General features: G+C 43.6%; 18 protein-coding genes. 4 read left to right on the top strand and 14 right to left on the bottom strand.

Translation table 11 applies throughout. The annotated features are described in order from the left end of the window. Window positions 1–21 precede the first annotated feature (21 nt). Window positions 22–705, bottom strand: coding sequence for an ABC transporter ATP-binding protein (locus tag MD535_RS05370; RefSeq protein WP_265673898.1), 684 nt, complete (start codon window positions 703–705; stop codon window positions 22–24). 265 nt (window positions 706–970) lie between these two features. On the opposite strand from MD535_RS05370, the gene MD535_RS05365 reads away from it, so the two are divergent. Next, window positions 971–1543: a GNAT family N-acetyltransferase gene (locus MD535_RS05365; RefSeq protein ID WP_265673897.1), complete on the top strand. Its 573-nt coding sequence runs from the start codon at window positions 971–973 to the stop codon at window positions 1541–1543. Window positions 1544–1769: 226 nt separating this feature from the next. Then, entirely contained in the window at window positions 1770–2120 is a 351-nt protein-coding gene (locus MD535_RS05360; protein ID WP_265673896.1) for a hypothetical protein, read from the top strand. A 161-nt stretch (window positions 2121–2281) separates the two neighbouring features. On the opposite strand, the gene MD535_RS05355 is transcribed toward MD535_RS05360, so the two are convergent. The 6 genes from MD535_RS05355 to MD535_RS05330 form a co-directional block, all read right to left on the bottom strand. After that, the gene (locus MD535_RS05355) at window positions 2282–2680 is read right to left on the bottom strand and encodes a cytochrome b562 (protein ID WP_390902892.1); all 399 of its coding nucleotides are present in this window, start codon (window positions 2678–2680) and stop codon (window positions 2282–2284) included. Between the two features lie 406 nt (window positions 2681–3086). Beyond that, the gene (locus MD535_RS05350) at window positions 3087–3839 is read right to left on the bottom strand and encodes a phosphatase (RefSeq protein WP_265673895.1); all 753 of its coding nucleotides are present in this window, start codon (window positions 3837–3839) and stop codon (window positions 3087–3089) included. Window positions 3840–3996: 157 nt separating this feature from the next. Continuing rightward, entirely contained in the window at window positions 3997–4575 is a 579-nt protein-coding gene (locus MD535_RS05345; RefSeq protein WP_265673894.1) for an RNA-binding S4 domain-containing protein, read from the bottom strand. 152 nt (window positions 4576–4727) lie between these two features. Further along, window positions 4728–5171, bottom strand: a complete 444-nt coding sequence (locus MD535_RS05340) for a hypothetical protein (protein ID WP_265673893.1) — start codon at window positions 5169–5171, stop codon at window positions 4728–4730. A 9-nt stretch (window positions 5172–5180) separates the two neighbouring features. Continuing rightward, entirely contained in the window at window positions 5181–7271 is a 2091-nt protein-coding gene (locus tag MD535_RS05335; RefSeq protein WP_265673927.1) for an LruC domain-containing protein, read from the bottom strand. 182 nt (window positions 7272–7453) lie between these two features. Beyond that, entirely contained in the window at window positions 7454–8416 is a 963-nt protein-coding gene (locus MD535_RS05330) for a DMT family transporter (protein ID WP_265673892.1), read from the bottom strand. A gap of 111 nt (window positions 8417–8527) precedes the next feature. Here MD535_RS05330 and MD535_RS05325 point away from each other — a divergent pair, with 111 nt between their 5' ends. Continuing rightward, window positions 8528–9421: a LysR substrate-binding domain-containing protein gene (locus MD535_RS05325; protein WP_265673891.1), complete on the top strand. Its 894-nt coding sequence runs from the start codon at window positions 8528–8530 to the stop codon at window positions 9419–9421. A gap of 41 nt (window positions 9422–9462) precedes the next feature. Here the strand turns inward: MD535_RS05325 and MD535_RS05320 are convergent, their stop codons facing one another. The 4 genes from MD535_RS05320 to exaC form a co-directional block, all read right to left on the bottom strand. Then, a complete protein-coding gene (locus tag MD535_RS05320) occupies window positions 9463–11379 on the bottom strand; it encodes a diguanylate cyclase domain-containing protein (protein WP_265673890.1) in 1917 nt (638 codons plus the stop codon). Further along, a complete protein-coding gene (locus tag MD535_RS05315; RefSeq protein WP_265673889.1) occupies window positions 11376–11897 on the bottom strand; it encodes a YfiR family protein in 522 nt (173 codons plus the stop codon). The genes MD535_RS05320 and MD535_RS05315 overlap by 4 nt, the downstream gene beginning before the upstream one ends. A gap of 15 nt (window positions 11898–11912) precedes the next feature. After that, window positions 11913–14057 (bottom strand): TonB-dependent receptor plug domain-containing protein, encoded by a 2145-nt coding sequence (locus MD535_RS05310; RefSeq protein ID WP_265673888.1) that lies wholly within the window; start codon window positions 14055–14057, stop codon window positions 11913–11915. A gap of 534 nt (window positions 14058–14591) precedes the next feature. After that, the gene (gene exaC, locus MD535_RS05305) at window positions 14592–16112 is read right to left on the bottom strand and encodes an acetaldehyde dehydrogenase ExaC (RefSeq protein ID WP_265673887.1); all 1521 of its coding nucleotides are present in this window, start codon (window positions 16110–16112) and stop codon (window positions 14592–14594) included. A 342-nt stretch (window positions 16113–16454) separates the two neighbouring features. Between exaC and MD535_RS05300 the strand changes: the two genes are divergently transcribed. Continuing rightward, window positions 16455–18230, top strand: coding sequence for a sigma-54-dependent Fis family transcriptional regulator (locus tag MD535_RS05300; RefSeq protein WP_265673886.1), 1776 nt, complete (start codon window positions 16455–16457; stop codon window positions 18228–18230). 77 nt (window positions 18231–18307) lie between these two features. On the opposite strand, the gene MD535_RS05295 is transcribed toward MD535_RS05300, so the two are convergent. The 3 genes from MD535_RS05295 to MD535_RS05285 form a co-directional block, all read right to left on the bottom strand. After that, window positions 18308–21364, bottom strand: a complete 3057-nt coding sequence (locus MD535_RS05295) for a polysaccharide lyase family 8 super-sandwich domain-containing protein (protein ID WP_265673885.1) — start codon at window positions 21362–21364, stop codon at window positions 18308–18310. A 291-nt stretch (window positions 21365–21655) separates the two neighbouring features. Continuing rightward, window positions 21656–22900 (bottom strand): linear amide C-N hydrolase, encoded by a 1245-nt coding sequence (locus tag MD535_RS05290; RefSeq protein WP_265673884.1) that lies wholly within the window; start codon window positions 22898–22900, stop codon window positions 21656–21658. Between the two features lie 195 nt (window positions 22901–23095). Continuing rightward, entirely contained in the window at window positions 23096–25738 is a 2643-nt protein-coding gene (locus tag MD535_RS05285) for an FAD-binding protein (protein WP_265673883.1), read from the bottom strand. Between the last annotated feature and the right edge of the window lie 83 nt (window positions 25739–25821).

Raw genomic sequence — 25821 nt, 5'->3', positions numbered from 1 at the left:
GCTTAACGTTCTCTATCGCGATTAGCTCGCCCATTGATAGGCGCTGTGGCTTATCTTTCCATCAATTAGCTCAATCGTTCTATCGCATCGTGTTGCCATACGGCTATCGTGAGTAGCAACAATAAACGTGGTTTTCAGCTCATGACCCAGCGTCTTCATTAATTCGATCACTTGGCTTGCTGATGCACTATCCAAACTCGCTGTCGGTTCATCGGCAATCACCAAGCTTGGCTTATGAACCAACGCTCGGGCGATAGCAACTCGCTGTTGTTGACCACCAGACAACGCATCCGGTCTATGGTGTGCCCAATCCGCAAGTCCGACTTTATCGAGCATGGCGAGCGATTGCTCTTGCTGCTCTTGAGTACTCAAACCGTTTAGCATTAATGGATAACTGACGTTTTCTAACGCACTCATCACTGGGATTAAGTTAAAACGTTGAAAGATAAACCCTAAGTTTTGGCGACGAAATTGAATCAAGGACTTAGGGTTTTTAGATAACAGCTGGCTTCCAAACATAATTTCACCATCGTAATGGGTATCGAGCATGCCTAAGATATTCAATAGCGTGCTTTTTCCTGAACCCGATGGGCCACACAATGCCACCAGCTCACCTTGTGCGATCTGCCCTGTCACGCCATCTAGTGCCGAAATCTGATTCTGACCGAGTGAGTATTGTTTTGAGATTCCATCAAACTTCATCATTTTTCTGTTCTCCTTCTGCCTTTTTATTGATGTTAAGCGTACCTCGCCTTTGCGATGAAAAAACGAGGATGCGATAAACGGTTTATAGGAAGAATTAACGGTCAATAAGGTGAGTTAATGGTAAAGAGTGTGGGGAACCGAAATAGCCAAAGTAATCAAGGATGGCAAATTGTGAATGAAGCGAGCGTAGCTACCATTCAATAGTGTTTTTTTCTCGCCGAGTTTAATATGGTTGTAAACAATCAGATGATTAGGTGCTGTTACTATGACTGAACGCAAAATTGCCATTCGGAAAGCGAGGGTTAACGAGTTAGATACGCTCTATTCACTCGTGACAGAAGATGAAGCATGGACCCGCTATAATGGTCCCTACTTCCCCTATTCAACGCCTACTCGTGAGGCGTTTGAGCTTGGTACATTCGCACGATTATGTCGCGGCGATGACATGCAGCTCATTGTCGTCAATGAAGTCCCGATAGGCAGCGTGAGTTATTATTGGGAGTGTGAGGAAACACGTTGGTTGGAAATGGGCGTGATTATCTATGATTCCAATTTTTGGAATAAAGGCATCGCCTTTGACGCTATACCTTTATGGGTAGCACGACTGTTTTCAACACTTCGTATTGAACGCGTTGGTCTTACTACGTGGTCAGGTAACCCAAGAATGATGGCATGCGCGGAAAAGCTAGGATTTTTACAAGAAGCCCGCTTAAGAAAAGTGCGTTATTTTGAGGGGGAATACTATGACTCGCTCAAATATGGCATGACCCGTAATGAATGGCAACGGCTATCAGGCCAAAAACTATCGTCTGACACGCTAGCACCGACAAAGCTATAGTCTCAAATGCTATAGTCTCAAATGCTATAATCTCAAAAGCCATCATCTCAAACGCCATTATCTCAAACGCGATGTTATCAAAGCCTATCGTCGGCCTACTTTTGCGCTACGAATAGCGGGTATAAAAATGCATGGTTAGCGGCCCTAAGAGGACATTTACCCGTTAACCGTTAGTCACAGCGTGATGCTTGCTGTATAGTCTCTCGTTTTTCAAGGAAGCGCCCTCATGGAAATGCTCATCGTTTCATCAGAACAACAAAAACGCCTGATCATGATATTTAGTCGCACGACGGCAAAAATGTCCGATAAAGCCCTGCTTAATGATCTCGACGCTCACAACATTAATTCCTCGGTTTATCCAGCGTTTAAAACTGCACGAGATTTACGCGTAGAGCGCATTCAGTTTATTACGGGAAATGATAAAGCCAACTCACTTGATGGTGGTGACTTTCTTTATCGCTACTTGTCTAAGGGTTACATTTGTTTAGGCAATTATACCGGTCAACCCAAGCCTGACTTGACGCCTTGGGGTGTACGATCAGTACGGATGCAGCCAAAAATTGGCTTTGGGCTTTAGTTGGCTGTGGGGTTTAGTTAACTTAGAGTATAGTTGGCTTAGGGGCTATGGCTGGCTTAGGGCTACATGTGGTTACACCGTCACTTGCGTAACCCTAATTGTTATACCACTATTTGCTTGTTAAGCATTTCGCGGTATAACAAATCAAGCCCTTGATATGACTAGCCAAATAGGCGTTGCCAAATACTTGGGTTACGTCTATCGTGGTATTCAATACGTAAAGTATCCACTTCACGAAGTGTTTGCTGCGCAGCGTCTAAATCGCCCTGCTGCAAATCCTTATCAACTTGTTGTAAAGCGGATGACAGCTTGTTGAAACCTTCTTGGTAAAGATCCATTTTCTCTGGCGGATAATCACCTTGCTTGCTTTCTGCAATCAACGTATCCAATGTCGCGACAGGTGTCTTCATTTCTTCAACAGATTGTGCTTCAGCGGCTTGTTTAAACGCCAGCTTCATCGCTTGCATATTCTTTTTTAGATCAACGCCTTCAGAGGCAAATGCGGTCGAGCTAGCCGCAAGCATGAGTGCAAAAGCACCTGCTTTTATTGTTGTATTCATTTAAGGTTCCTTTTGAAAGAAATGACCTAAATGCCCTATCAATCAACGATATCAATAGCAATCAGGTCACGTACGGTTAATATTGTACTGAACTGTCGAAACAAGCCAGTACAATAATTGTTTCTAAACGTAATAATGTCTGTGTAATCAACAGCCAATCACAAGCGCCAATTAAGTGCATTGTGATTAATTGACGCCACTCGACCTATTGCAAGACATCTCTTGCGGATGAGCGGTCTAAAACTCAGCTTTGAGAACTAGGCTTTTTGGGGCTAAGCTTTTGAAACTGTGCATCTTGAAGCTGTGCATCTTGAAACTAAGCATCTTGAAGCTAAACGCATTGTTACCAAGTTCCTTGCGACGAAGTACCTTACAGCTAAATACCTTAAAGCTAAGCTCCTTAAGGTTAAGCGTCTTGTAATGCCTGAAATTCTGCAATAGGTGCTCTGCCACGAAGCTGTAGGAAGCTAAGAAACTGTGTGGTGCTAAACGTAATGACGTTTTCGGTCGGCATGCCGACTTTAACTAACAACTCGCTCACCAGATCCAGCTGGCCGATCGTGTCACAGAAATGAGAGTCACTACCCGTCGTAATAAACCCGCCAGCTTGCTTCACTGCCCTTGCTATGTCGTAACAGCGATCCACACTGCCCACTCGGCTGTGACCTTTTAAAGTAGAAGCATTGATTTCAATCGCAACATGATGCTTAGCAGCACACCGAGCAACGGCTTCAAAGTCGAAATCAAAATTTGGGTTGCCTAAATGCCCTAGCGCATCAATGTTGCCACTCTCGATAACGTTAATTAATGCCTGTGTGTGGACATCTTTCGTCGCGGGTCTAAATACAGGCTCATGAAAACTGCCAATAATCCAATCCAGTGAAGAATAAGAGCTTGGATGGACATCTATGTCGCCCTGTTCATTTAAGATATTGGCTTCCACGCCACGGATAATCGCGACATCGAACAAGTAGCGAGGCAATACACGCTGATTAGAGAAAAACCAATAATGAGGGGCGCCTGGCATTGAATCCGCGTGGTCGGTGGTACAAAGTATTTTTAGCCCAGCCTGACTTGCCGCTTGAGCGTTTTCCATAATAGTGCTGTATGCGTGCCCACTCGCGTACGTGTGAGTATGAGTATCAACAACAAATTGCATGCCTGCTCTCCTAGCTTTAAATGACGCTTTTCGTAATTGAAATGGTGTCACTAAATAAGTATTTGGGGAAGGTTTCCTAACAGTAAAATGAAAGGTCGCAAAATAGCTACCTTACACTTCACTGTCACTTAGCTTCCTTCAGCGTATCGCAGAAATATTAAAAGAAATCGATACCACCGCGACCGCTGTTTGGATCTTTACTTTTGGATTTTTCAACTGATGGTGTTTCTGCTGCTTTAGGTTTTGATTTTTTACTGCTCTTATCTTTCTTTTTAGCAGAAGCACTTAAGTTCGAACCCGGGTTTTTAGCCGGATCTTTCTTAGACATCAGATCTTGATTAGACGTGGCATTTTTCTTAGCATCACGTTTGGCCGATTTAGCTTTTTTCGACTCTTTTGATGCCGATTTGGAACCTGACGCTTTCTTCGTCTGTTTCTCATCGGTATTTTTTATCGTTTCTATTGGCGGCTGATCGCACACCACCACATAGTACTCTTGATTAAATTCGAAAAAATCACCATCATACATTTTGCGACGCTTTCTTGTTTCCAGTTCGCCGTTAACCGCAACATACCCTTCAGAGATAAAGTGCTTAGCTTCACCACCACCACCAACTAAGTTTGCCACTTTAAACAACTTATAAAGCTCTATCGGGTGACTGGAGACCTCAATACCAAGTGCTTCTATTTCTATTGCATCTTCTTCATAGCTTTCATCAAAGTGTTCGTCATTCATATCGCAGTTACTCAGGTAGGTGTCTTTGCTTCATTGTCGGGCATTGTACTGGTTTGTGCCCATTCTATCTAATAAAAAGCCCCGTCAAACGGGGCTTTTCTTTGCCTTGGTGATACCAACACTCGAATTTTAGCAACTACAACATCCTGTTATTACCAAACCAAGTTCTCATTTCCGGCAGAGACGATTTTTTGTAGGGGTGGATTGCCATCATGCGTCCAGATTTCCAACAAAAATTCATTCACATGTTCCGCCGACGAGAAGTCTATGCTGCCTTTGCCAGATTGCAGTGATAATGAAGCAATTCGACTGTCATAGACTGGTACCACTTCACCAGTACTCTGACTCGCAAATTCAGTATAAATAGACACTAATGCACGTCCCGATACCTCTGCACTTGCATCAACTGACAGTGTATATGCCTCGACTGGGTTATAGTCTAGTTCATCTGGAATAGAGAGATCCTCCATCGTCCGTTCTGCAACAACTGGCGCGGGTGTGGGTGTACCGCCTCCTGATGAGTCACCGCCACCGCCGCCACCACCACAAGCTGTCACCATTCCTAATGTCGTGATAAATAATATAGAGTTTTTCATATCAGCCTCCTAAGGGACGTAGCATTTGCCCGGCGTTGCGTATTGAGATTCAAACCAATTTTGTGCTTGGTCGCCTGCCGATTCGGCATAAGTTGCAAATTGTGGGTAGGCAACCACGAGGTCTGTTCTTTCGGTTGGCCATTCCCATTCATCATTTATCATCAAGGCCCATGGTAGATTGCCCGAGGTTTTAAAATACACACCACTATCTGCGTCACTAACGTCAACACCTAAGCCAGCGAAGAGTTGTGCGTTAAATTGCTCTGTAGGTTCGTAGTTTGGTAAGTGAACTTCCCACGCTCTTCCAGGTTGCAAGTATCCTTCCCCATGATAATAACCCGGCGTTGCAAATATAAACGGGTCATAAGGCATACTCATCAATGACGACGTATCCGAGCCATCAAGGAAGTTAATGTGGAGAGTAAAGTTGAGCTGTACGTCCTCTTGCTGCGCGCAAGATGCCAACGTTCGGTGATATTCACACCCCTCAACTTTGTAGACGGATGTATCTTCACTAATTACAAAAATCGCTTCATTAGAGATGCTTTCAAGGCCACTACTGGCAAGTTGACTACCGTTATGAATTTGACGAGTGGTTGTGGTGTCAATGTCACTGCGATTAACGCCTTTAAAACGCAACGCAAACCCATTGTGATATGATGCCCCTACCGCACCTAAGTAACCATCGACTTTAGATTTGACTACCGCACCGTCACGCAATATCTCAGTAATTCGGTATCTGACTACCACATCATTCATGTCATAATCCGCGGTATAAGGCCAATTATCTTCGTACGCTACCGTGGTGTAACCCGTTGCGTTCGGATAATATCGAACGGAGAGCCCTGTACCTGTCACGGTCAACGCATGATCCTCAACCTCACCCGATGTAGAGCCGCCCGAGTAACTGAGTCCCGTTTGTTGACTGAATCTAAATCGACTCCATGTTGAGCCAACATCAGCGTCTAAAGCCGCGGTTAAAATAAGATCATTGTTACCAGCTTCAAGAAGCTGATCGGTGAAAACCTGCTCTCCGTCGTCGGAAAAATCTCCATCTTGGTTCCAGTCAATCCATGCAGAGAGGTAACCGCTCGTTGACGCATTCACTCTCACTATACTGTCTAGTCCGGGTTCAACTGAAGTAACAAAACCCACCCCATTTTCATCATCAAGGCCGACTTCATCATCTGCCAGCCCCGAATAAAGCCCATCTTGATCGCCATCAGGTGCGGTTGCTCCCATCCAGGTAACACCATCCAACTCATGTCTTGGACCATTGTCAGCAAGCTTCGTCGAATAACTTATCGGCGCGTCACCGAAATCGATGTTTGAATCCTCATCGATAACTGGGGCGTTTGCACATCGAGCACCATCGTTTTGACTTGAGTAAGGACCATCAGCAAATTTAACTGCGGGCACAATACCAGCTGCAATATTCGCTGCATTACCCGGAGAAAGATCGATTCGGTATATTTGTCCATCTTGGTTACGAGCAACATAATAGTAGCCATCCACATCGAAGTATCCGGCACCAAAAGTCCCTAACTCTCCTGTATCACCAATATACGTTTCTTGCCCATTACTTGCATCAAACGAATACAATCCACCTGTGCCGTTGTCAATACCATACAAGTTTCCATCACTTGGATGGAATGCAAAATCAGTAAGGTTAACCACCGCTCTCGTACTCACTTGGTTGACAACAAGTGTCGCGCTGGAATCAGCAGCGAGTGGGGACACATCAATGGTAAACAGACCTTTCCCTTTTCGGTATAGGTAATAGACATCTTCATACACATCACCCACGTAAAATGTATGGCTAGTTGGCAGACCTGTGGTTGATATTGTTTCTGCGATAAAATCTTCGCCCAAACGAACAATTTGCTTATTTGACGTGTCATAGCCGTAAATGTAACGACCATTGAAATCAAACCCTACCCCATTAATATTGGCGTTTAACCCCGTATCACCTTGTAATAAAGACGTGGTTCCGGTCACGAGGTTCACTCCGTAAACCTGTACTGGGTTGGCTTGAAACAGGTAGGCTTTGCTCGGACAGGTTTCAAAAGGCGAAGCGGTAGCATTCGCTGATGTCAACATGGCAACGGCGACAGTGAATTTAATCGCGGAGGCCAATTTAATGTTTTGTTTTAGTCTTTGCATTATCTAATCCCTTGATTGACGCTGGTTACCAACAGTCATACAAGGAACATGCCATAACAATTTACCACTGATAATCAACAGCTTAATTATAGGTTAGCTTGAAGACATCAATTTGAGAATCAAATTGAAGAAAGCGGGCGTTTGCGAATATTAGTCGCTAGGTTATTGACTGGTCGACGGTGATTACACAATGTACACATCACGTTTGCACAGACAATCAGCAGTATTCCGCCAACTTGATATTGATTAAACACCACATCAAAAAACACCAATTGCCAGACTGCGGTAAAAATAAGATTACTGTAAATTAAAGGGGCGATTTGAGAGCTAGTTGGTGCCAATTGATACGCTTTATAACGGCTTGTTTGGGTATTAATGATCATCATCGTTAACAATGCGAGTAACAATATTGTTTCCCAGTGCCTTGCTATATCCCACGATGTTACATTCAAGCGCCATACGTCTCCAAGAGCACCCACGGATGTCACCATAACAATCGGTGCTATAGAAAGGCCTGCGAGTAAAAATGCCCACGCATTATTCTCTATACCAGACATGCTGCCTTTAGACGCCCTATGAAGGCTCAGTTGTGAACCCGCATTAAACACACCAGCCAACAACCCGATCAATATTTCTGGTTTCGCAGTAAATCCTGATATATCACCCGCAAGCAACACTACGCCTATCGATGTTACGACAAAAGAAACAATAGTACTGAAGGATAAACGAACACCGAAAAATAGCGTTTCAAAAAGCATGATAAACAAAGGCCCCGTACCGAATAAAACAACGCTTTCAACCAAAGACAGTTTATCGATCGCGTAGATAAAGCACAGTTGGCATGCACCAATGCTCAAGGCGCGAAATACGAGAATTCTACGCATACCCTTAGGAGGCAGCCGAATCGATGTCAAAGCAAGAAATAGTAACAACACTGCCGCTGGTAATAGAAAGCGTAATACCGTTAGATTACCCGGTGAAACATCGCTAGCAAGAAGCTTCGTCAACACTCCCGTGATTGATAAGCTTAATGTAGACGAAAGCATAAGCCCTACTGCACGATAACCTGGATTGATTTGCATTCTATTACTCGCTACAACGTGATAACTGATTGTTAGTATATTGATCTCCACCACAGTAAAATAACGAGTAATTGTGAACTATAATGTTAGAAAAACTTAACTATAGATATTATGAAAAGTCATATCCCACTAAAATCCATCTATGCCTTTGTTAATGTTGTTGAAACAGGGAGCATGTCACGCGCAGCTGATCAGCTAAATGTTAGTCACTCTGCGGTCAGCCAAGCAATAAAAACACTAGAAATTCAGCTAGGGACCCAGCTATTTCAACGTATTGGGCGCCACGTAACCGTCAACTCGCAAGGTAAAAAATACTACCGCAATGTTGCCCCTGCTATTGCAGAAATCATTAAAGCCAATGAAGAAATACTTAATAAAGGGAGCGACGATAGAATGACCATAAACATGGTCAATTCACTCGCACTGCATTGGTGGATCCCGCAAGTTCCATACCTGCAAAAAGCGCTACCTCAGCTTGATATCCGTATATCAAACCGAGTCGGAACATTTAGCTTAGAGTTAGAAGGTGTCGATATTGCGCTCGTTTATGATTCTATTGATGACTGGCAAGACTACTTTTGTGAAAAGTTAGCTGAAGATGACCTGGTTCTCGTAGCAAGCCCAAGCGCACTGACGACAAACCCACGTTTATCTGCCACTGAAATGATGACACGCTATCCAGCTATTTCAGTAGCCAACGACAGACGTAAAAACGATTGGCAAGTCTGGTGCGATGCCCATGACGTTGATGCACCGGAATCGCCGAATAACTTGACGTTCAATGCTTCGGTTCAAGCCATACACGCCACAATCCGCAACCTAGGCGTTTTAGTCACTCACCGCCAGTTTGTCAAAGATGATATCGAACATGGGCTGCTGGTTGAAATTGGCGAACCTATCGCGAACCCGCTTCAAGCCTTCTACTTTGTCTGTGCCCCCGACAAACTTAAATCCAAGAACGTTGCCAGGCTTCGGCATTGGCTTCAAGAGCAGTTTCAGTCTTAGGACACACGTTTAAACTGCTACTTCCTTACTCCAACAAAAATCTACAGCGGTTGTGGCTCTTCTAAAACGTAACGATTTTTCCCAGCGCGTTTTGCTTGGTACATCGCTTTGTCGGCCGTATCAATAACAACATCAAGCGATTCATTAGACGTTGCTGACCAAAACGTGACGCCTAAACTTGCCGATACTTGGCAGTAATGCCCTTCCAACTCAACAGGGGTCGACAGACTTTCGTTAAGCAGCTGCAAAATAACGTCAATATTGTGCTGACTCTCGATACCAATCAAAAACTCATCACCAGCTAGCCTTGCGACCAATGAATGCCCTCCCACTATCGCCTTCATCCTTGTAGCAACAACCTTTAATAGCTCATCACCTATATGGTGACCAAATTGATCGTTAACCGCTTTAAAACCGTCCAAATCAATAAACACAACAAACAAGGATAATCCATAGTCATGCTGCTGCTGTAACGTTTGCATTGCACTCACGCGGTTAGCCAGTCCGGTAAGCAAATCATGATTCACCTGATAGTTGAGTTTTTTGAGCTGAACTTTTTCAGACTCATCACGAATAGCTAATACAAACGCCTCCACACGTCCATTTTCGTTGGTTAACGTCCTTAATTGAAGTACGCAGGGAAACCACGAACTGTCTTCATTTTGTACTTTAACGTGATACACCAAACTCCCTTCCAGTAGTAGCTTCTTCAAAACACGGATGCTCGGAACGACTTTACCTTTAACATTAATTTCAAAAACTTGCGCTCGCCAGCCAAACCATTTCACACTGATTGGGTTTTGCATTTCAATCGTGCCATTTCGGCTCAGCATCAACATCGCTTCTTGATGCTGTTCAAACATTAACTCAATTAACTTTCGTCGATGTTCCGCTAAATACTGCTCAGTGAAATCTTCAAACTGGATTAACGAGTGCTCTTCACTACCCATTGGATGGCAACTCACCATAAATTTTTGGTTAGTCTTGTTTTTTCTTAATTCTACTTCATTCAATATTGTTTGATTTTGAATGGCATTGACAATGGCTTCAACGGTGGCTTTCGGTGTAAACACCGCATCCAGTAATACTCTCGCATTACTGATTTTTTCATATTTTTTAAGCTGTTTAGCTGCATGAGGATTGCTGTACATAATATCTAAATTGGTCGACGTCACCATGATGCCTTTTTGCATAACATCCAAGGCCCTATTAATGTACCGATTCTTACTTTCTAAATGCTCCAGTGCTTGATGCAGTTGACGTTCGCGCTCTAACAAACTGACAACCATCGCGTTAAAACAACGGGTTAATCGCCCCAACTCATCATTGTGCAACACGGGGATCTCCCGTTTCTTCACCCCTTCTTTAATCATGGTTTCCATAGAGTAATGTAATGAGCTCAACGGCATCACGACCAAATTATGTAACGTTCTCGCCAATTGCCAAGCAAACAACGATAGGCATCCCGTTAACACGCTTAACCAAAACCACATATGCTGTTGTTCTAAGTGAAGCCGCTCTAACGAAACCCAGACGATCAACTCCCCTAAAGAATCATCCCCTAATTCGATATTAATGGAGCGCTCAACGAAATCGATGTTGTCACACACCAACTGCTCTTGCATCCAAATGCAGTGTGATGGTGTTCGGTCAATAAACGCCAAACGCGCCACTTCTGCATCTTTCACTTTGGCTGCAATAATATCGGGGTCAAAAGACAGGTAAGCCAATTGCTCTTGGGCTGTCGTTGCATCATCAAACATCAACGCGGCTTGAAGTGTATTCGCCACACCTTTCGATAAGATATTAACCCGTGTATCAAGTGCCTGCTCTTGATAATGTCTTAACATCGTTATCGCACTCGACCCGACTACAATCATTATGAATGTCACAATAAACCAAGTAGGCAACATCATTTTGTAACGTAAAGGCATCGACGCAAAACGATCGGCTATCATAAGTCTACCCCTACAATTTCAGCTACACTGAGTAATTGAGATCTCAAATTTATGCCACTTTGTTTAACATGAGCGGTGGAAATCAAAGGCTTAATTCGATTATTCACTCGAATGAAAGCAATCATTCCACCAAGGTTGATGAACTGCATACCATTACCAATCAAAAGAGCATGAGGAAATTGCGATTTTAGTTGCGATATAAGCGCCGCACTCGCGGATTCAATATATAAAATATGACACGTACTTGCCGAACTCATGGTTTCGGCGTTATAAAATGCCTGACCACCCAATTTGGCTTCAACGATTTTTTTAAGGCCATCTCCTACTTGAGAATCGCGAGCGACACAATATTCTTTTGCCGATACATCTCCACTTTCCGGCCACTCTGCCAACATGGCAAACCTAAATAAATACACAGATTTCAAATCATCATCACTATATTGAGCAAAAGCAGGAACGCTATAACAGAACCACCCCAACATCATTAGCAAACGGTGAAGTCCGCGAAAATGCACCATAATGCGACCTTTCCGTTATCGATTCAGCGAAGCGGCATAATCCCACTCCGCTGTTACCCAATATTGAGTACCATTTTGAAAGGCCCCAAACGTTTCTGGGTATTCTATTGTTTGGTTTGCCCCTAAATTCTCCACAGATGCAGTAAAGCGTGGGTATCCCACTTTTGGTAACCAACTCAACGCCATTTCAACGTTAAATACGCGTGGCCAACGCGCACTCGTCTCACTGTTTGAATCGGGATGTAACACAGAAGGAGCAATATATTGCATCATGCTGCTCATCCAAAAATTCGCGGAAATGTCCCACATTAATTGCGCATTAACAAAATGATTAGGTTGATTTTCCAAGTTATATGTCACTTCATTATTGGTGCTGCAAATAGCACCAGAACAGTCACCAATAATACGCTTGTAGCTGTAGTTGGTATTAAGCTGTAGATTCTCAAGAGCTTGCCATTTCATTGCGATCTCACCGCCATAAGATTGCGTTGAAAGTGGATCGATATATTGCGATACGTATTCTTCGATCACCGTGCCACTTGTACCCGGCGACGATCCGTCAGAAATAACCCACTGATTAGACGACACACCTTTGTAAACTCGGATGTTGTCCCTTTGGCTGTAAAAACCACTGACACTGAGTTGCAGGCGGTCTTCATTCCAAAAGCGATAGCCAAGTTCATACGTTTCTACACTTTCTACCGCTAAGTCTTCATTACCTTTATAGACGTAACTATAAAAGTAATCATATTTGTTACCGTCACTAAATTGAGCGCCTTCAATATAGCCGTTTTGTTGAAATTCCGTGCTTAACTCCAAGCGTGACGGCGTCACAATAGCCCGCCCCCAACCCGCCCATAAACGTTGCGATTTGGACAAGGCGTAACTGAAACGAGCTTGGGGTTGTGGTGCAACTCGGTTGGTAATATTGTCATACTGCCAACGGGATCCAAGCATCATCGTAGTTCTATCGGTAACAGGGACCGTCCAGTTAGCAAACAGTCCGTAACTTTGATTAAAAAACTCCGGTGATTGCGTCGTTCGTAAATACGGCATGGTGAATTGGTCTTGTAAGGAGTATGACGCGAAGGCCTCATCAATTAGACGAACATTCACACCGAGCATTAATTGAGTCCCTACTACGTCATTTAATGTGTAACGACTATCAAGATCGAGTCTCGCGAATTGCGTATTTCTATCAGTACTGTCGTTCGAGCTATAAGTCAGCCACGCATCGTTTTCCCATGTGTCGGCATTAGCGCGCTCATAGACATGATTCATACCCAAAAAATACTCCTGAGCCACCATCACTTGTTCAAAGTACTCAGTACTAGGTTTACCTGGAAATAAAAAGTGTGGGTTATATTTTGCCCACAGGTAGTCTTCTTCAGAACGTATACCACCAAACTGCACATTCAGTGTATTTTCTAGATGTTGGTAATCCAACCGTCCACCAAAGCGCCCCGTTAATACGCCAAAGTGCTGATTGGTTTGAACACGCTCTTCTTCACTCGTCCATGGCATATGCTCAACATATTCAACATAGCCGCTAATATGTGTCTTTGCGTTTAACTGCGTTGCTTCATGAAGTTTTACTTCTCTATATTGGTAGTTACCTGCACTAACCGACACCTTTCCTTGTGGCGCACTTTCCGCATCTGCGGTAATAATATTCACTACACCGTTAACCGCATTTCCTCCCCAAATAGTGCCAACGGGTCCTAGCACAATTTCTATTTGGGCGATACTATCTAAACTCACTGGAATTAAATCCCAGTCCACGCCTGAAAACATCGCATTAAATACGCTTCGACCATCCACCATCACCAGCAGCGAATTATTTAAGGCTTGATTTGATCCTCTAGCGCTAATTCCCCAGTCATAGTTGGAAAACTTAGCAACATGTAAACCAGGAGCAAGGGCTAAAACGTCGGCCACCGAGCGAGCACCTGAACGATTAATTTCTTTTGCAGTAATCACATAAACAGATGCTGGCGTATCCGCTAAACTCTGCGCGTTCCGAGTGGTCGACACCACTTTCGTCTCAGCTAATGACGCCAAAGGCATGTCAATTAATGACATTAGGTCATCGGAGGCAACCGTATGAGAGGCAAGCGCAAGACAAGATAAATGAATGAGGAAGGACGATTTCGCGGTCATGTTATTACTCAATGGCCGTGTACTGAAAATATCAGATACAACTAGAAAATACGCATAAGGCAGCATAATAGACTGCAAAATCTACCATTTACCGCGTCCAATTACATATAACAAACCACGCAATCGCTTCTAATAATTTTAATCATCACGATAAAAAAGGGTTATTCCCTAATCTCCTCAGACTCAAACTATTTACGCTCAAGGGCTACGAGAACACCATCGCCGGATTATTCTATCGATAAGCTATCACTTGACAGCGCTCAATCAGCTCGCCATGCCCTACAAATCCTATGCAGAAGCGTACGAAAGCGGGAAGCCACCCTACAACAATGTCTTACAACTATGTCTTACAACAATCCCTACAATGGGTAGTTCAGCGAACAAAAAAAGGTCGTTCTTTGCCAGAACGACCTTTACATTCACGTCATAACTACAATCCAACTAAGGGGATAATGCTAATTACTTACTGCTTACTACTTAATGCTTACTGCTTACTGCTTACTGCATAGTCAGTTTGCGTTTAGAAATTTGCCATTAAAAGAAACCCAACGGTTTGGTGTCGTAACTAATCAACAGATTTTTGGTGTTTTGATAATGGTCTAGCATCATTTTGTGTGTTTCTCGTCCGATACCTGATTTTTTGTATCCGCCAAACGCAGCATGTGCCGGATAGGCGTGGTAGCAGTTCACCCATATTCTACCCGCTTCAATCTTACGCCCCATTCGATACGCTAAGTTTGCGTCTCGTGTCCACACTCCCGCGCCTAAGCCGTAATCGGTATCATTGGCAATGGCTAATGCCTCTGCTTCATCTTTGAACGTTGTCACTGCAATGACAGGACCAAAAATCTCCTCTTGAAACACTCGCATTTTATTGTGCCCTTGCAGCACCGTTGGTTGAATATAGTAGCCACTCCCTAATGATTCGGATTGTTGAGCTATTTCCCCTCCAGTCAGAACTTTCGCGCCTTCTTGTCGACCAATATCCAGATAGCTCAAGATCTTATCAAATTGTTCTTTAGAAGCCTGAGCCCCAACTTGGGTATCTGTATCCAAAGGGTTACCCTGCTTAATGGTCTGAGCGCGCTCTATCACTTTGGCAATAAACTTGTCGTATACCGATTCATGAACCAGCACTCTAGACGGGCACGTGCACACCTCGCCCTGATTAAAGAATGCCAACAGCATTCCTTCTACACACTTATCAAGGTACTCATCTTCGTAGTCAAATATATCTGGGAAATAGATATTAGGAGACTTCCCTCCCAGCTCAACCGTTGAAGGGATCAAACTCTCAGCGGCGCATTTAAGAATATGATGGCCGATCTCTGTTGAGCCTGTAAATGCAAGCTTTGCGATACGATCGCTGGTGGCCAGTGCTTGACCGGCTTCGCTGCCAAACCCATTGACGATGTTAACTACGCCTGCGGGTAACAACGCGCCGACCTTTTCCATTAGCACCAATATGGACGTTGGGGTTTGTTCTGCTGGCTTTAAAACCACACAGCAGCCCGCAGCCAGTGCGGGAGCTAATTTCCAAGCCGCCATAAGAATTGGGAAATTCCAAGGAATAATTTGACCTACAACACCAACCGGTTCAGGAAAGTGATAACTTGCCGTGTTCACATCTAGCTCTGCCGCACTGCCTTCTTGCGCACGAATGCACCCAGCAAAATAGCGAAAATGGTCAACAACTAAAGGAATGTCTGCCGCTAACGTTTCGCGTACGGGCTTACCATTTTCCCAACTCTCTGCCACGGCTATCTCTTCTAAATTTGCTTCAATGCAATCCGCGATTTTCAACAAAATATTGGATCGTTCCGTCACACTCGTGCTCGCCCAACTTTCACGGACGGCATGTGCGGCATCCAGCGCTAATGAAACATCAGCACCACTAGAGCGCGCAACTTGACAGTAAACTTCACCATTCACTGGCGAGATGTTGTCAAAATACTCTCCACCAACAGGCTTGACCCATTCACCGCCGATATAATTATCATACTGATTTTTAAAGTTAATGACTGAGTTTGCGCTGCCCGGTTGTGCATAAATCATCGTGATATCCTTCTGTCTATTACATTACGTTGTGTCGGTTCATTGTTTAGGAAGTGTCTAAAGGTATGGCAATATTCGACGTGCGACTTAAACGGTGCAAATGCAGCGAATGAGTCAGCGCTTAGAATATGGTTTAAAACAGCCATCAAAAAATCAGCTTCACAAAACCAACAACGCAATTCACGCGCCAACTATGAAAACTTGCCGTCAACATAGCGCAACGCTATGATTACAATCCATTAACATAAAACACAATAATCGACAGGTGCGATATCGCGGGAATGCCCCCTTGTTCAACTGTTGCAAATTGAAACACCCTAACTGTCACAGGATGGAACATTCATGCGGCTACAACATGTTCATACTTCAGATTGGCTCTCAAGCTCATGGCACCGCAGTAGTGAAGCCGGACTCAAACAAAGAAAGCGCCCTGATGATATTCACTTAGCACCTTCCGTACTGAAACAGCGACGTCACCAGTCCTCTGCACTGATTAACATCGTGGAGCGCTACGCATTACCTTTGTTTAGCCAGATGTTTGCTCGAACGGACAGCCGTCTTATTTTAACAGACCAAGAAGGGGTGATACTGGCAAGCTGGGGACAGGAACGGTTTAAGGAAAAGCTAACGTCTATTGCGTTAAGTTCAGGGGCCTGCTGGCAAGAACAAGTCAAAGGGACTAACGCCATTGGCACCGCATTAATTGAAGCAAAACCCGTGACAATTATCGGCGAGCAGCACTTTATTCACCAACATCGCTTCATCAGTTGTTCTGCCAGCCCTTTATTCGACCACCTTGGACAACTGATCGGCATTTTAGATATTACCAGTGAACAGCAACAGCACGACACTACCATTCAAGTATTAGTACAAAGTATGGTGCAACAAGTCGAAAACCACCTTCTTGACACCATTCCAGATGGCTCGATCAGAATCGACCTTGCTTGCGACAAATCTCTATTACGCAGTGGTTGGCAAGGGATTGTTATTGCGAATGAATCTGGTGAAATATTGGCCCATAACCAAGTCGCCACACAACTATTAGACCAGACTCCTATATTAGGTAAATCAATAGATGCGTTATTGGATGGTTCACTTTCCCCATCACCTTTAGTGTTTCAAAAACAGCACCTAACACCAAGCCTTCCCCGCTCTCAATCGTACACGGCCTCCAGTGATTTACATTTTGGCGAGCAATCTATTGAAGATGCGTGGCAACAAGCCAATCGAATTATTAATAACGACATTAGCCTCCTTATTTTGGGGGAAACTGGCGTTGGTAAAGGAGAGTTTGTTAAAGCGCTTCACAAGCAAAGTAAACGCAAATCGTCACCGCTTGTTTCCGTCAATTGTGGGGCGTTACCTAAAGATCTGATTGAGTCTGAACTGTTTGGCTACGCACCTGGCGCATTCACTGGAGCCAACAACAAAGGTTATCAAGGTAAAATTCGCCAAGCTGACAAAGGCATATTATTCCTAGACGAAATTGCCGACATGCCTCTTGAGGCACAATGTCGTTTATTGCAAGTATTACAAGATAAAACGGTGGTGCCTGTTGGTTCCAACCAACACTTTAACGTTGATTGCCAAATCATTGCTGCCACACATAAAGATCTTGAACAATTGATCGCCGATGGCCAATTTCGAGAGGATCTCTATTACCGAATTACGGGTCTTACCTTTAGGATCCCGAACCTAAGGGACAGGCACGATAAACTGGCGCTAATTTCTCATATTCACCAGAAATATGTGACCGTAAAACAAACCCTTTGTCCACAGCTCATGGCCTTACTTTGTCATTACTCTTGGCCGGGTAACATTCGTGAATTAGACAATGTTCTAAAGGTCTCCACTTTGCTATCTGGTGATGAAGCCGTTCTTACACTTGATCACCTCCCGACACAATTAGCCGCACGTTTGACTTCAGAAAAGCCATCCGATGCGACAAGCCTTCATTTATCGGTTGGTACCACTCATGCCGATTTAAAAACTACCGTCGACGACACCTTACTGCACACCTACAACGCGAACCAAGGCAATATCAGTAAAACGTCGCGGGTCTTGGGTATCAGCCGTAATACAATCTACCGAAAACTAAAGCAACTCGGCATTCTCTAATGCTCAAAAAAAGCACCGACCTTCTGTCGGTGCTTTGCCTTCATTTATCCGCTGATTTTTTTTGAGTATCGGTGCGCTTACCGTTCTCGTACGGTTATGGTCGCTGGCATCCCAACATAGAGTTCCTCTTTACCAGCATAGTCTTTAGAGTCCGTTGTGTCGGGAAGCTCAAACACTATCGTACTATTGACATCATCACTGCTAACCGTTGCTATTTGGCTCGGTGTATTAGTATTCACGCGGCCTTGTCTTGGGTAGTCATACTGCCCACTTTGGAGCGCTCGGTTTACACTCACAACGATTTCATTTTTTCCTTTTCTCACGCAAAACTTAAATCGCTTTCCTCGTTCTTCCATCGCTTCTTTATCAACATGATGTAAAGGATCCTGAACCGTCACTTTCCACGTGCTTTGTGCTCTATTCATGATCACCAATGCCGGCTTATCGACCGAAACAGTCAAAGGATTCCCTTGAGGTACAGAGATTGTCTTTTCACCCGCCGTAAAGAAACTCATAGCGATACTCTCATTCGCCCCATCATGTTGATACATACCGTGTATTGATTCATCTGCTATCAAAGTAGATGAGCGCGTTAACCTTGTGACAATACTAGGCATTTGATCTGCCGTTACATTAGGAATGGCCACATAGCGATAATGTGAACGCTCTTCATTAGCTTGCGGCTCAACGCCATGATGAATCGCAAGGTGGATAACAGGAACATCACCACGAAGCGTTGAATTGACGGCATCCCCTCCTCGTAACATCACATTGGTTTGTACCGCTGAGCTTACCATCACGACATAACCGACGTCCCCTTGATGGAACCATGCAGTGCCTCGCACAGGCAGGACTTGATCGACATAACTCCCAACCTCGACTGTCTCAAGCTCTTCACCCTCTATTTGATAAGTCACATCGCTCTTCCATTCCACTTGATCAATGGTCGTAATAATGGGCTCATCGGATTCTTCGTTTTTTACTCGGGAAACTTGGCTTCCAGTCGCATAGGCAGCATCGCCAATAAAAAAGACCGATTTATTCGCTGATGCTGAATTATAAGGTGCCTCACTTGCGTATTTAAAACCAGCAACACCGATATCACCATCCGACGCCACGCCAGAATAGTGATTTGGATTAAACAGCTTTAAGTCACTTTTCATCGGTAATTCGTCAACTCGAAGCTCCTCTGTTAGCCCTGGTAGCGCGTGCCAATCCCAACTGTCCATCACATTTGAATACTCTTGACCATTGACTTTAATTTGCAATATCCCACTGCCATTGTGATAGCCGGTGTCTGGATCAAAACTTTCTGCACCGAGTGTCCTAGATGAATTCATTTTAAAAGACATGTAATACGCGGGGCTACCCTGCTCACCACGACGATGTACCAAAAAGTCACTATTCCAAAATGCCACACTTGCCGATTTTTCATGTGTTTGGTTTAACAACTGATCACCCAGAGTCACTAAATCGGTTTCATTTTTTATTTCAGTATCATGGCTCTTAGCTTCTAGTATTGACGCAATACCTTTTTGCATTTTTGTACTACCAAATACTTCCGTAATGGGAGAAGCATGGCTGCGACCACTTACTTGAAAGTCCAACCCACCCTTATAGAGTAGAGCTGGGTAGACGTCAGTTAGGAAATAGCTAGAATCATTGTATGGCTGTGAGCTGACTTTCCATGGTGTATCGGCAAGCGTTTTCATTGCAGAAAAAGGCGTGTCGGTCATCCATTCAAAACCATAAGCAAAAAACGCCATGTCTTGGCGAGAGCCTGTGTGATGCGAAATGGTACCATCAGGAAGCATCCCTGCCTGCCCATACTTATAAGCATAACGAGCATTCGTTTCCAACCAAGTATTTAGGTCCGATAAGCTACCTTTTGGTTCCCACCCCGGAAGCAAAGTAGTATTTTGCTTAGCAAATGGCGGATAATCACGATACCACCATCGTTGGTAGGTAAGAGGACGATTATAGTCATGCCATAGTGCAGCCATCATCACCCATGTCCGCATTCGGTGATGGCGATTGGCATCGGCCCAGGAACCGGGACTGTGTGCGAGATCATTAGGTAAGTAGTATCGATTGAACTTTGGCCGCCTTTGCTTATACGGTAAATCAAATGCGATCTGCAATAATTCATGAAAACGCTCTTTTGCTTTTATGGCCAAGCTATCGCCCGAAGCAATGTCTTTTTCCATATCAACAACCATCATCAATCCGGTTGAACTCATTGGATCGGTAAATCGCCATTGATGCGTCACCATGTTGTGCATCAATGTTAACGTATTGGCAAAATCGCGCACAGGGAAGTGTTCAACATAACGAATAACCGCTAAATACAAAGCATGTTGTAGATTTGCTCGCTCTTCTGGTATTCCATTAGGTCCATAAGTATCACTATCACCTAACGCGGCGGCTAATGCTCGAATTTGATGAGCGGCTAACGTTAACTCTTTGGCAAGTTGACGAGCGCCAATATCTAACCGTTCGCCTTCGCTACTGGCGTGGTAAAACTCAAATCCTGTAAAGGCGCCATTATTATCGTTCAATTCAGCTATATAATCTGCAACTTCACTATCCTCGAAATCAAACACAGCCTGAAGTCGCTTGGACGACTGCATAAACTCAAACGCTCGCTGATAAAAACCTTGCCATTGTGTTTCGGCGCCGACATTTACCGTTATGTCGTAACGTCTTTTCGCTTGGTTGGCTTCCATTAAAACGACTTGCAACGGATACGCACCTACCTCCAATGGCGTGGCCGATTGATAGACTAATTGACCAAACAAACGACCTTTACTATCGCGAACATTTTCAATCGTAAATAGCGACGGGCCTTCACCAGAGCTTTCGGCAATGCGATAATGCAAATCACTTGATACATTATTCGGTCGACGATTACCTTCAAAATTGATCTTACCAACCACCCGACTTCCGGGTGAAGCATCTAGGTTTATATCAAAATAATTCGAGGTCAGTGCACCCATTGGTGCAAAGGTATTTTCATTCTCTTGCGAAGAAACCCCATTATCGATATCAATTAGAAATGGATTGCCTTCCCACGCACGACAATGCCCCGTTGCAATTAACAACAGGGCAATCGCACTTACTACTTTAATTTTCATTATATCCCTACAGTACTGTGAATATTACAAAGCAGACAGTCGTCAGCTTAACGCAGGGATTTTATGTTTCATTCGTTACTTTAAAATTCTCTTAAAGTAATTTTACTGTCAACGACTAATTTATGAGAACACCGTTCAAACTCACTAGAACAAAATTCAAACTCACTAGAACAAAATTCAAACTAGCTATTAATAACTTATATTAGTCACACAGCATAGAACGATTTGATGAATATTACACTGCTAAGTTTAGAACGATACTCGCACATCAAGGTAGCCTAAACATTGTTATTATACGCTTTCTGGTTGAGGCTCTTTTGATATTGTAACCTGACTCATAATATTGTTTGTTACATCAATAGATTGATGTTCACGTACAGGTAAGCGATATCGAACGTCGTTAAGCGCTTCTAAATCCAGTTTCTTCAAGTCAATTTTAAACACCTGAGGAGAGCCATACATACGAATAGAATAGATTTGATGAGTAAGATCAGAGACTGTCGCCCAAAGGGTGCGATCCGCACCATTACCCGATTCACTATTGATATGCTCACGACTTGTTCCATCAGGAATATCGACGGTATTTAGTATGTGAAACGCCAAGTTGGTTGCTTCTACCGTGTCATCAGTTTGAAAAGCAAAATTTGTCATCATGGATGCACGAACAAAGCGGTCTACAGGCGCTGAACTGCCCGGTAGTCCAGTAAACCCAGAGCCTTGTGCCACCGTTTCACATGCAAAGTTGTTATTCAGCCAAAACGCATTCGGGTTTAAGCTTTGTATATTAATTGGCGTAATATTCATATAATTATTGATAACGTTTTCTTGTTGCCAGCCAATCACAGGATCATTGGTCAACACACCAATGGGCATTAAATCTGTAATCGTTAAGCGCCCATGTGTGTACTCCAGAACAATACTGTGGCCAAGTTTGTCTTGAATCGGCATATGAAAATGAAACCCTGGTGGTAATGCGCCTGTAAACGGGTTAGAAACTCTCAACTTATCCTCTCCATTATCAGCCATCACTGTCGACAGAGTACTTTCTTTGGATAAACAAATGTCTTCACGCCTTACATCAAGAGCGTCGATAACATCCTGACACGTAGAACAATTTGATAAAATCCAATTTGTTAAACATGGATAAAGTAGTGTCTTCGAGTTTTTGTCTGCCACAAAAGGCTGATATTCACTTTGTGCCAACGTCATTGTGCCTGTTGTTAGCCCTTGTGTATTTAAGCCATTTGTTGCGAAACTTTGTCCCAAACTACCCATGGCCACAAAACCATACTTTCCTTCCCAACTATAAAGCTGTTCAGCGTCCGGCGTTTCAGCATTGATTTGGAAATTTTCTAACTGCTTATCTGAAAGTTGAAGTTCGGTTTGAATCTGATTCAGGATCTTACGAATATCTTGGCTATAACGATAACCTGGTTTTCGAAAGAATATGTCTGAGTCTACATCCAGAGCAAACTCTAGTGTTCGACCAATGACCATCTCGTTCTTTTTGGTTCTAATATAAAAATTTGTACACATACCTACCCCTTACCATTAATAATGGCACACTCTAACGCTACAATTAATTCATCATAAGTAAAGCTACGAATATAATAACTTACAAATCAAGATGATTATAAATACAAACAAAAATACATTTTGTTCAGCATATTACTTACTAGTATAAATAACAAAACTCACAACACCATTACACCACTATTACACTCCCTGTAACTATAAAATAGTTTTACGTGTTCTAAAGTGATTGAGCGGATCAATCGAATAATGTTGTTTAACTTTCATCAAGTCGATATAGCTCGTAGAAAAGTAGGTTTTCGTTGGAATCGAGCTATCTTTAAAACTAATAAAGGCTCCCCCTGTGCCATTGATTCGGCAATCACGAGCGTCATCCATCCAATCTAGCGCTCTATTTAGGTGGAGATACACTTTATTATCCTGCTCTTTAGCGACGTCCAATACTTTTTCATTCCACCACGTTTGATATTGGATCGTGTACAAACGATCTTTGTATGGGAAGGCACTGTGTAATGTGTTTACCACATCTTTATTTTGATAGAATTCACCCGTAATTGCGCCTAATGTGACGTAACTAAATAGCCCCAGTTTGACATTGGCAGGCCCAAGCAACGACGAGGTCAAGCTTTTCAACAAGGCTTCATAGCCATTTTCAACCGATGAATCACAGGCCAACCCATTAGCGTCGACAAGACGAGAAGTGATTTTATGGGGCGCGGGGTCATCCAGATCCGGCGGAATTGGCGCAGCATTCTTGTGGCTCAACAGCTGACGGATATTATAGAGCGATTCACGATCCCAACTACTGGCTAAATTCAGACCATAATCCATATTGGGAACATCGCTGCCACCAACCCCCGTAATCGTCAGTAACGGTTCAGCGCCAAACTTATCATTAACAAACTCTCTAAGCTTCGTTTCGTTGCCATCAAAGTACCCGTACATGACACATTTGTGAGTAACCGTTTGATAGTCAAACTCCTCAATCTCACTATGTTTCGCGGAAACTTTAAGGTTGGTCCCGATCAATTCAACGTTACTTTTATCCTTGATAACCGCTTCCCATTGCCTTAACACATCAAGGGTTGGCATAGCATGAATAGGCAAAGACAGAGAGCCAAGTTGATAGGGGTTCCATGACAGTTCAAACTTTTGGATAAGCTTGGGTAAATCAAAGGTGTCAATGACGAGTTCAGTAATGATGCCGTAACTCAACCCTCCCCCTCCTTTCAAGGCCCATAAGAGGTCTTTCTCATTTGGGTTAATGGTTAACTCATGTATTGTTCCATCTCCCAAAAGAATCCTAGCGCGAACCAATGACTCACAACACATACCATGCTTTCGAGTCCACGGTCCCCAGCCTCCTCCCATGATGAACCCACCAATTGCAACAGTCGCGCATGTTCCATGAGGAATCATCACTTGGTTTTGTGCAAGCACCGTCGTCAATGTTTCAAAGCGCACACCTGGCGTGACTCTCACTCGCTTAATACCTTGCTCATTGCCTTCAAACTTTATTTGGTCGGTTTCATACTCATTAGTAATCTGTGTCGCGGTTACTGACGCCAGTGTTAACTGACTTAAATCAATGACTATAGTGTCATTAGCCGAACACTCTCCTTCATGGTCATGCCCACCGGAACGTACTCGTATTGGCAAATTATTACGTGTCGCGCACTTGAACGTATTAGCAACATCTTGCTCGGTTATACACTCTACAATCGCAAGTGGCTTAAATTGAAATTTTCGATTAAATACTTGTGCCTTTTCATTATATTGATAACGTGAATCCTCGCTTAGTGTCGTCACTTGATCTCTCGGTACGCACAACGCCATTTCTCGCATGAAGCTAGTGAAATTAAGCCCTTGTACTACCACTGGGTTGTCACCAATGTAAACCTCAGCAACATACAGGTTGTGTACATTTAATTTGATACTTTTCTGAGTGACAAGACGACTGTCTTCATTAGCGAAACTATTAAGTGAAACCCGAGGATCAAACTGACTGGCTTCTAAATCAATTGTTATGCGATTGACATTACTCAATTCATCGTGATACACAGCCTGTAGAGCTATCTCCGAAACGTGAGGAATATAAACTCGATGATACTCCCCTGCTTTGAGGACCTCGGGAAAATATGAAGCGGCGTCTTCTTTGGCCACTTTAAGCAATTCCGACTGAGAGTCATTGCGTATCACGACCGAAATCAACCCTATTGGTAATGCACGGCCAATAGCCCGCCCAACAAAATACAGCGCAACAGGGTTTAAACACTCCGCTTGGCGGTCAAAATTCAAGCTCAACACTCGATTGGAGTCATCGAACATTTGAGGGTGACAAATGCACTCCATCACTTTCTCAGCGCTTAACGCCGCCAGATAAATATTAATGGCACCAATATCACCGCTAAAATGATCCGCTACAGTGTTCTCGTGATGCCATGCGCCAACATAAAAAGGACTCACCGAATCTGACACATCAGAATATCTTGTCTCTATGTCATCGATCGGGATCACTGCGATCGTTTGACCGTTAATTAGAATCGTTAATCCTTCAATGTGCTTGACCGCGCTAATATGATACCAACGGCCATCATTGAAACCTGATTCTGCCGATAACACTCCTTTAATCGACGATTCACCACCGATAATAAATCGTAGCGAGCCATTACTTTGTATGCTCAGTAACAAACCAGACGCTTGATGGCTAATTAAAGTGCCAGAGTCCGTTGTCTTAAACCAACACTGTAACGTTATATCCGTGTCGAGCGACCCACTAGCGAGCTTGTCCAGCGAGCTCGTTAAATAATCATTTCCAGAAAATCTCAGTGAATAGTGCATAATTAACCTCTTTAGAGATACCGTGAACCACGCTCGACGATATTAATTAGATTCGTATAACGAGTTACTCTAATACCAATTTG

The sequence above is a fragment of the Vibrio qingdaonensis genome, from assembly GCF_026191675.1.
Lineage (GTDB): Bacteria > Pseudomonadota > Gammaproteobacteria > Enterobacterales > Vibrionaceae > Vibrio > Vibrio qingdaonensis.
This window is presented reverse-complemented; position numbering and strand designations above follow the sequence as displayed.

Excerpts from the sequence above, each read along its gene's own strand:
- MD535_RS05345 (WP_265673894.1), bottom strand. The coding sequence starts at position 4,575 with ATGAATGACGAACACTTTGATGAAAGCTATGAAGAAGATGCAATAGAA.
- MD535_RS05350 (WP_265673895.1), bottom strand. The coding sequence starts at position 3,839 with ATGCAATTTGTTGTTGATACTCATACTCACACGTACGCGAGTGGGCAC.
- MD535_RS05355 (WP_390902892.1), bottom strand. The coding sequence starts at position 2,680 with ATGAATACAACAATAAAAGCAGGTGCTTTTGCACTCATGCTTGCGGCT.
- MD535_RS05290 (WP_265673884.1), bottom strand. The coding sequence starts at position 22,900 with ATGTGTACAAATTTTTATATTAGAACCAAAAAGAACGAGATGGTCATT.
- MD535_RS05340 (WP_265673893.1), bottom strand. The coding sequence starts at position 5,171 with ATGAAAAACTCTATATTATTTATCACGACATTAGGAATGGTGACAGCT.
- MD535_RS05295 (WP_265673885.1), bottom strand. The coding sequence starts at position 21,364 with ATGAAAATTAAAGTAGTAAGTGCGATTGCCCTGTTGTTAATTGCAACG.
- MD535_RS05300 (WP_265673886.1), top strand. The coding sequence starts at position 16,455 with ATGCGGCTACAACATGTTCATACTTCAGATTGGCTCTCAAGCTCATGG.
- MD535_RS05370 (WP_265673898.1), bottom strand. The coding sequence starts at position 705 with ATGATGAAGTTTGATGGAATCTCAAAACAATACTCACTCGGTCAGAAT.
- MD535_RS05310 (WP_265673888.1), bottom strand. The coding sequence starts at position 14,057 with ATGACCGCGAAATCGTCCTTCCTCATTCATTTATCTTGTCTTGCGCTT.
- MD535_RS05285 (WP_265673883.1), bottom strand. The coding sequence starts at position 25,738 with ATGCACTATTCACTGAGATTTTCTGGAAATGATTATTTAACGAGCTCG.
- exaC (WP_265673887.1), bottom strand. The coding sequence starts at position 16,112 with ATGATTTATGCACAACCGGGCAGCGCAAACTCAGTCATTAACTTTAAA.
- MD535_RS05325 (WP_265673891.1), top strand. The coding sequence starts at position 8,528 with ATGAAAAGTCATATCCCACTAAAATCCATCTATGCCTTTGTTAATGTT.
- MD535_RS05320 (WP_265673890.1), bottom strand. The coding sequence starts at position 11,379 with ATGATAGCCGATCGTTTTGCGTCGATGCCTTTACGTTACAAAATGATG.
- MD535_RS05330 (WP_265673892.1), bottom strand. The coding sequence starts at position 8,416 with ATGCAAATCAATCCAGGTTATCGTGCAGTAGGGCTTATGCTTTCGTCT.
- MD535_RS05360 (WP_265673896.1), top strand. The coding sequence starts at position 1,770 with ATGGAAATGCTCATCGTTTCATCAGAACAACAAAAACGCCTGATCATG.
- MD535_RS05365 (WP_265673897.1), top strand. The coding sequence starts at position 971 with ATGACTGAACGCAAAATTGCCATTCGGAAAGCGAGGGTTAACGAGTTA.
- MD535_RS05315 (WP_265673889.1), bottom strand. The coding sequence starts at position 11,897 with ATGGTGCATTTTCGCGGACTTCACCGTTTGCTAATGATGTTGGGGTGG.
- MD535_RS05335 (WP_265673927.1), bottom strand. The coding sequence starts at position 7,271 with ATGTTGACATCAGCGAATGCTACCGCTTCGCCTTTTGAAACCTGTCCG.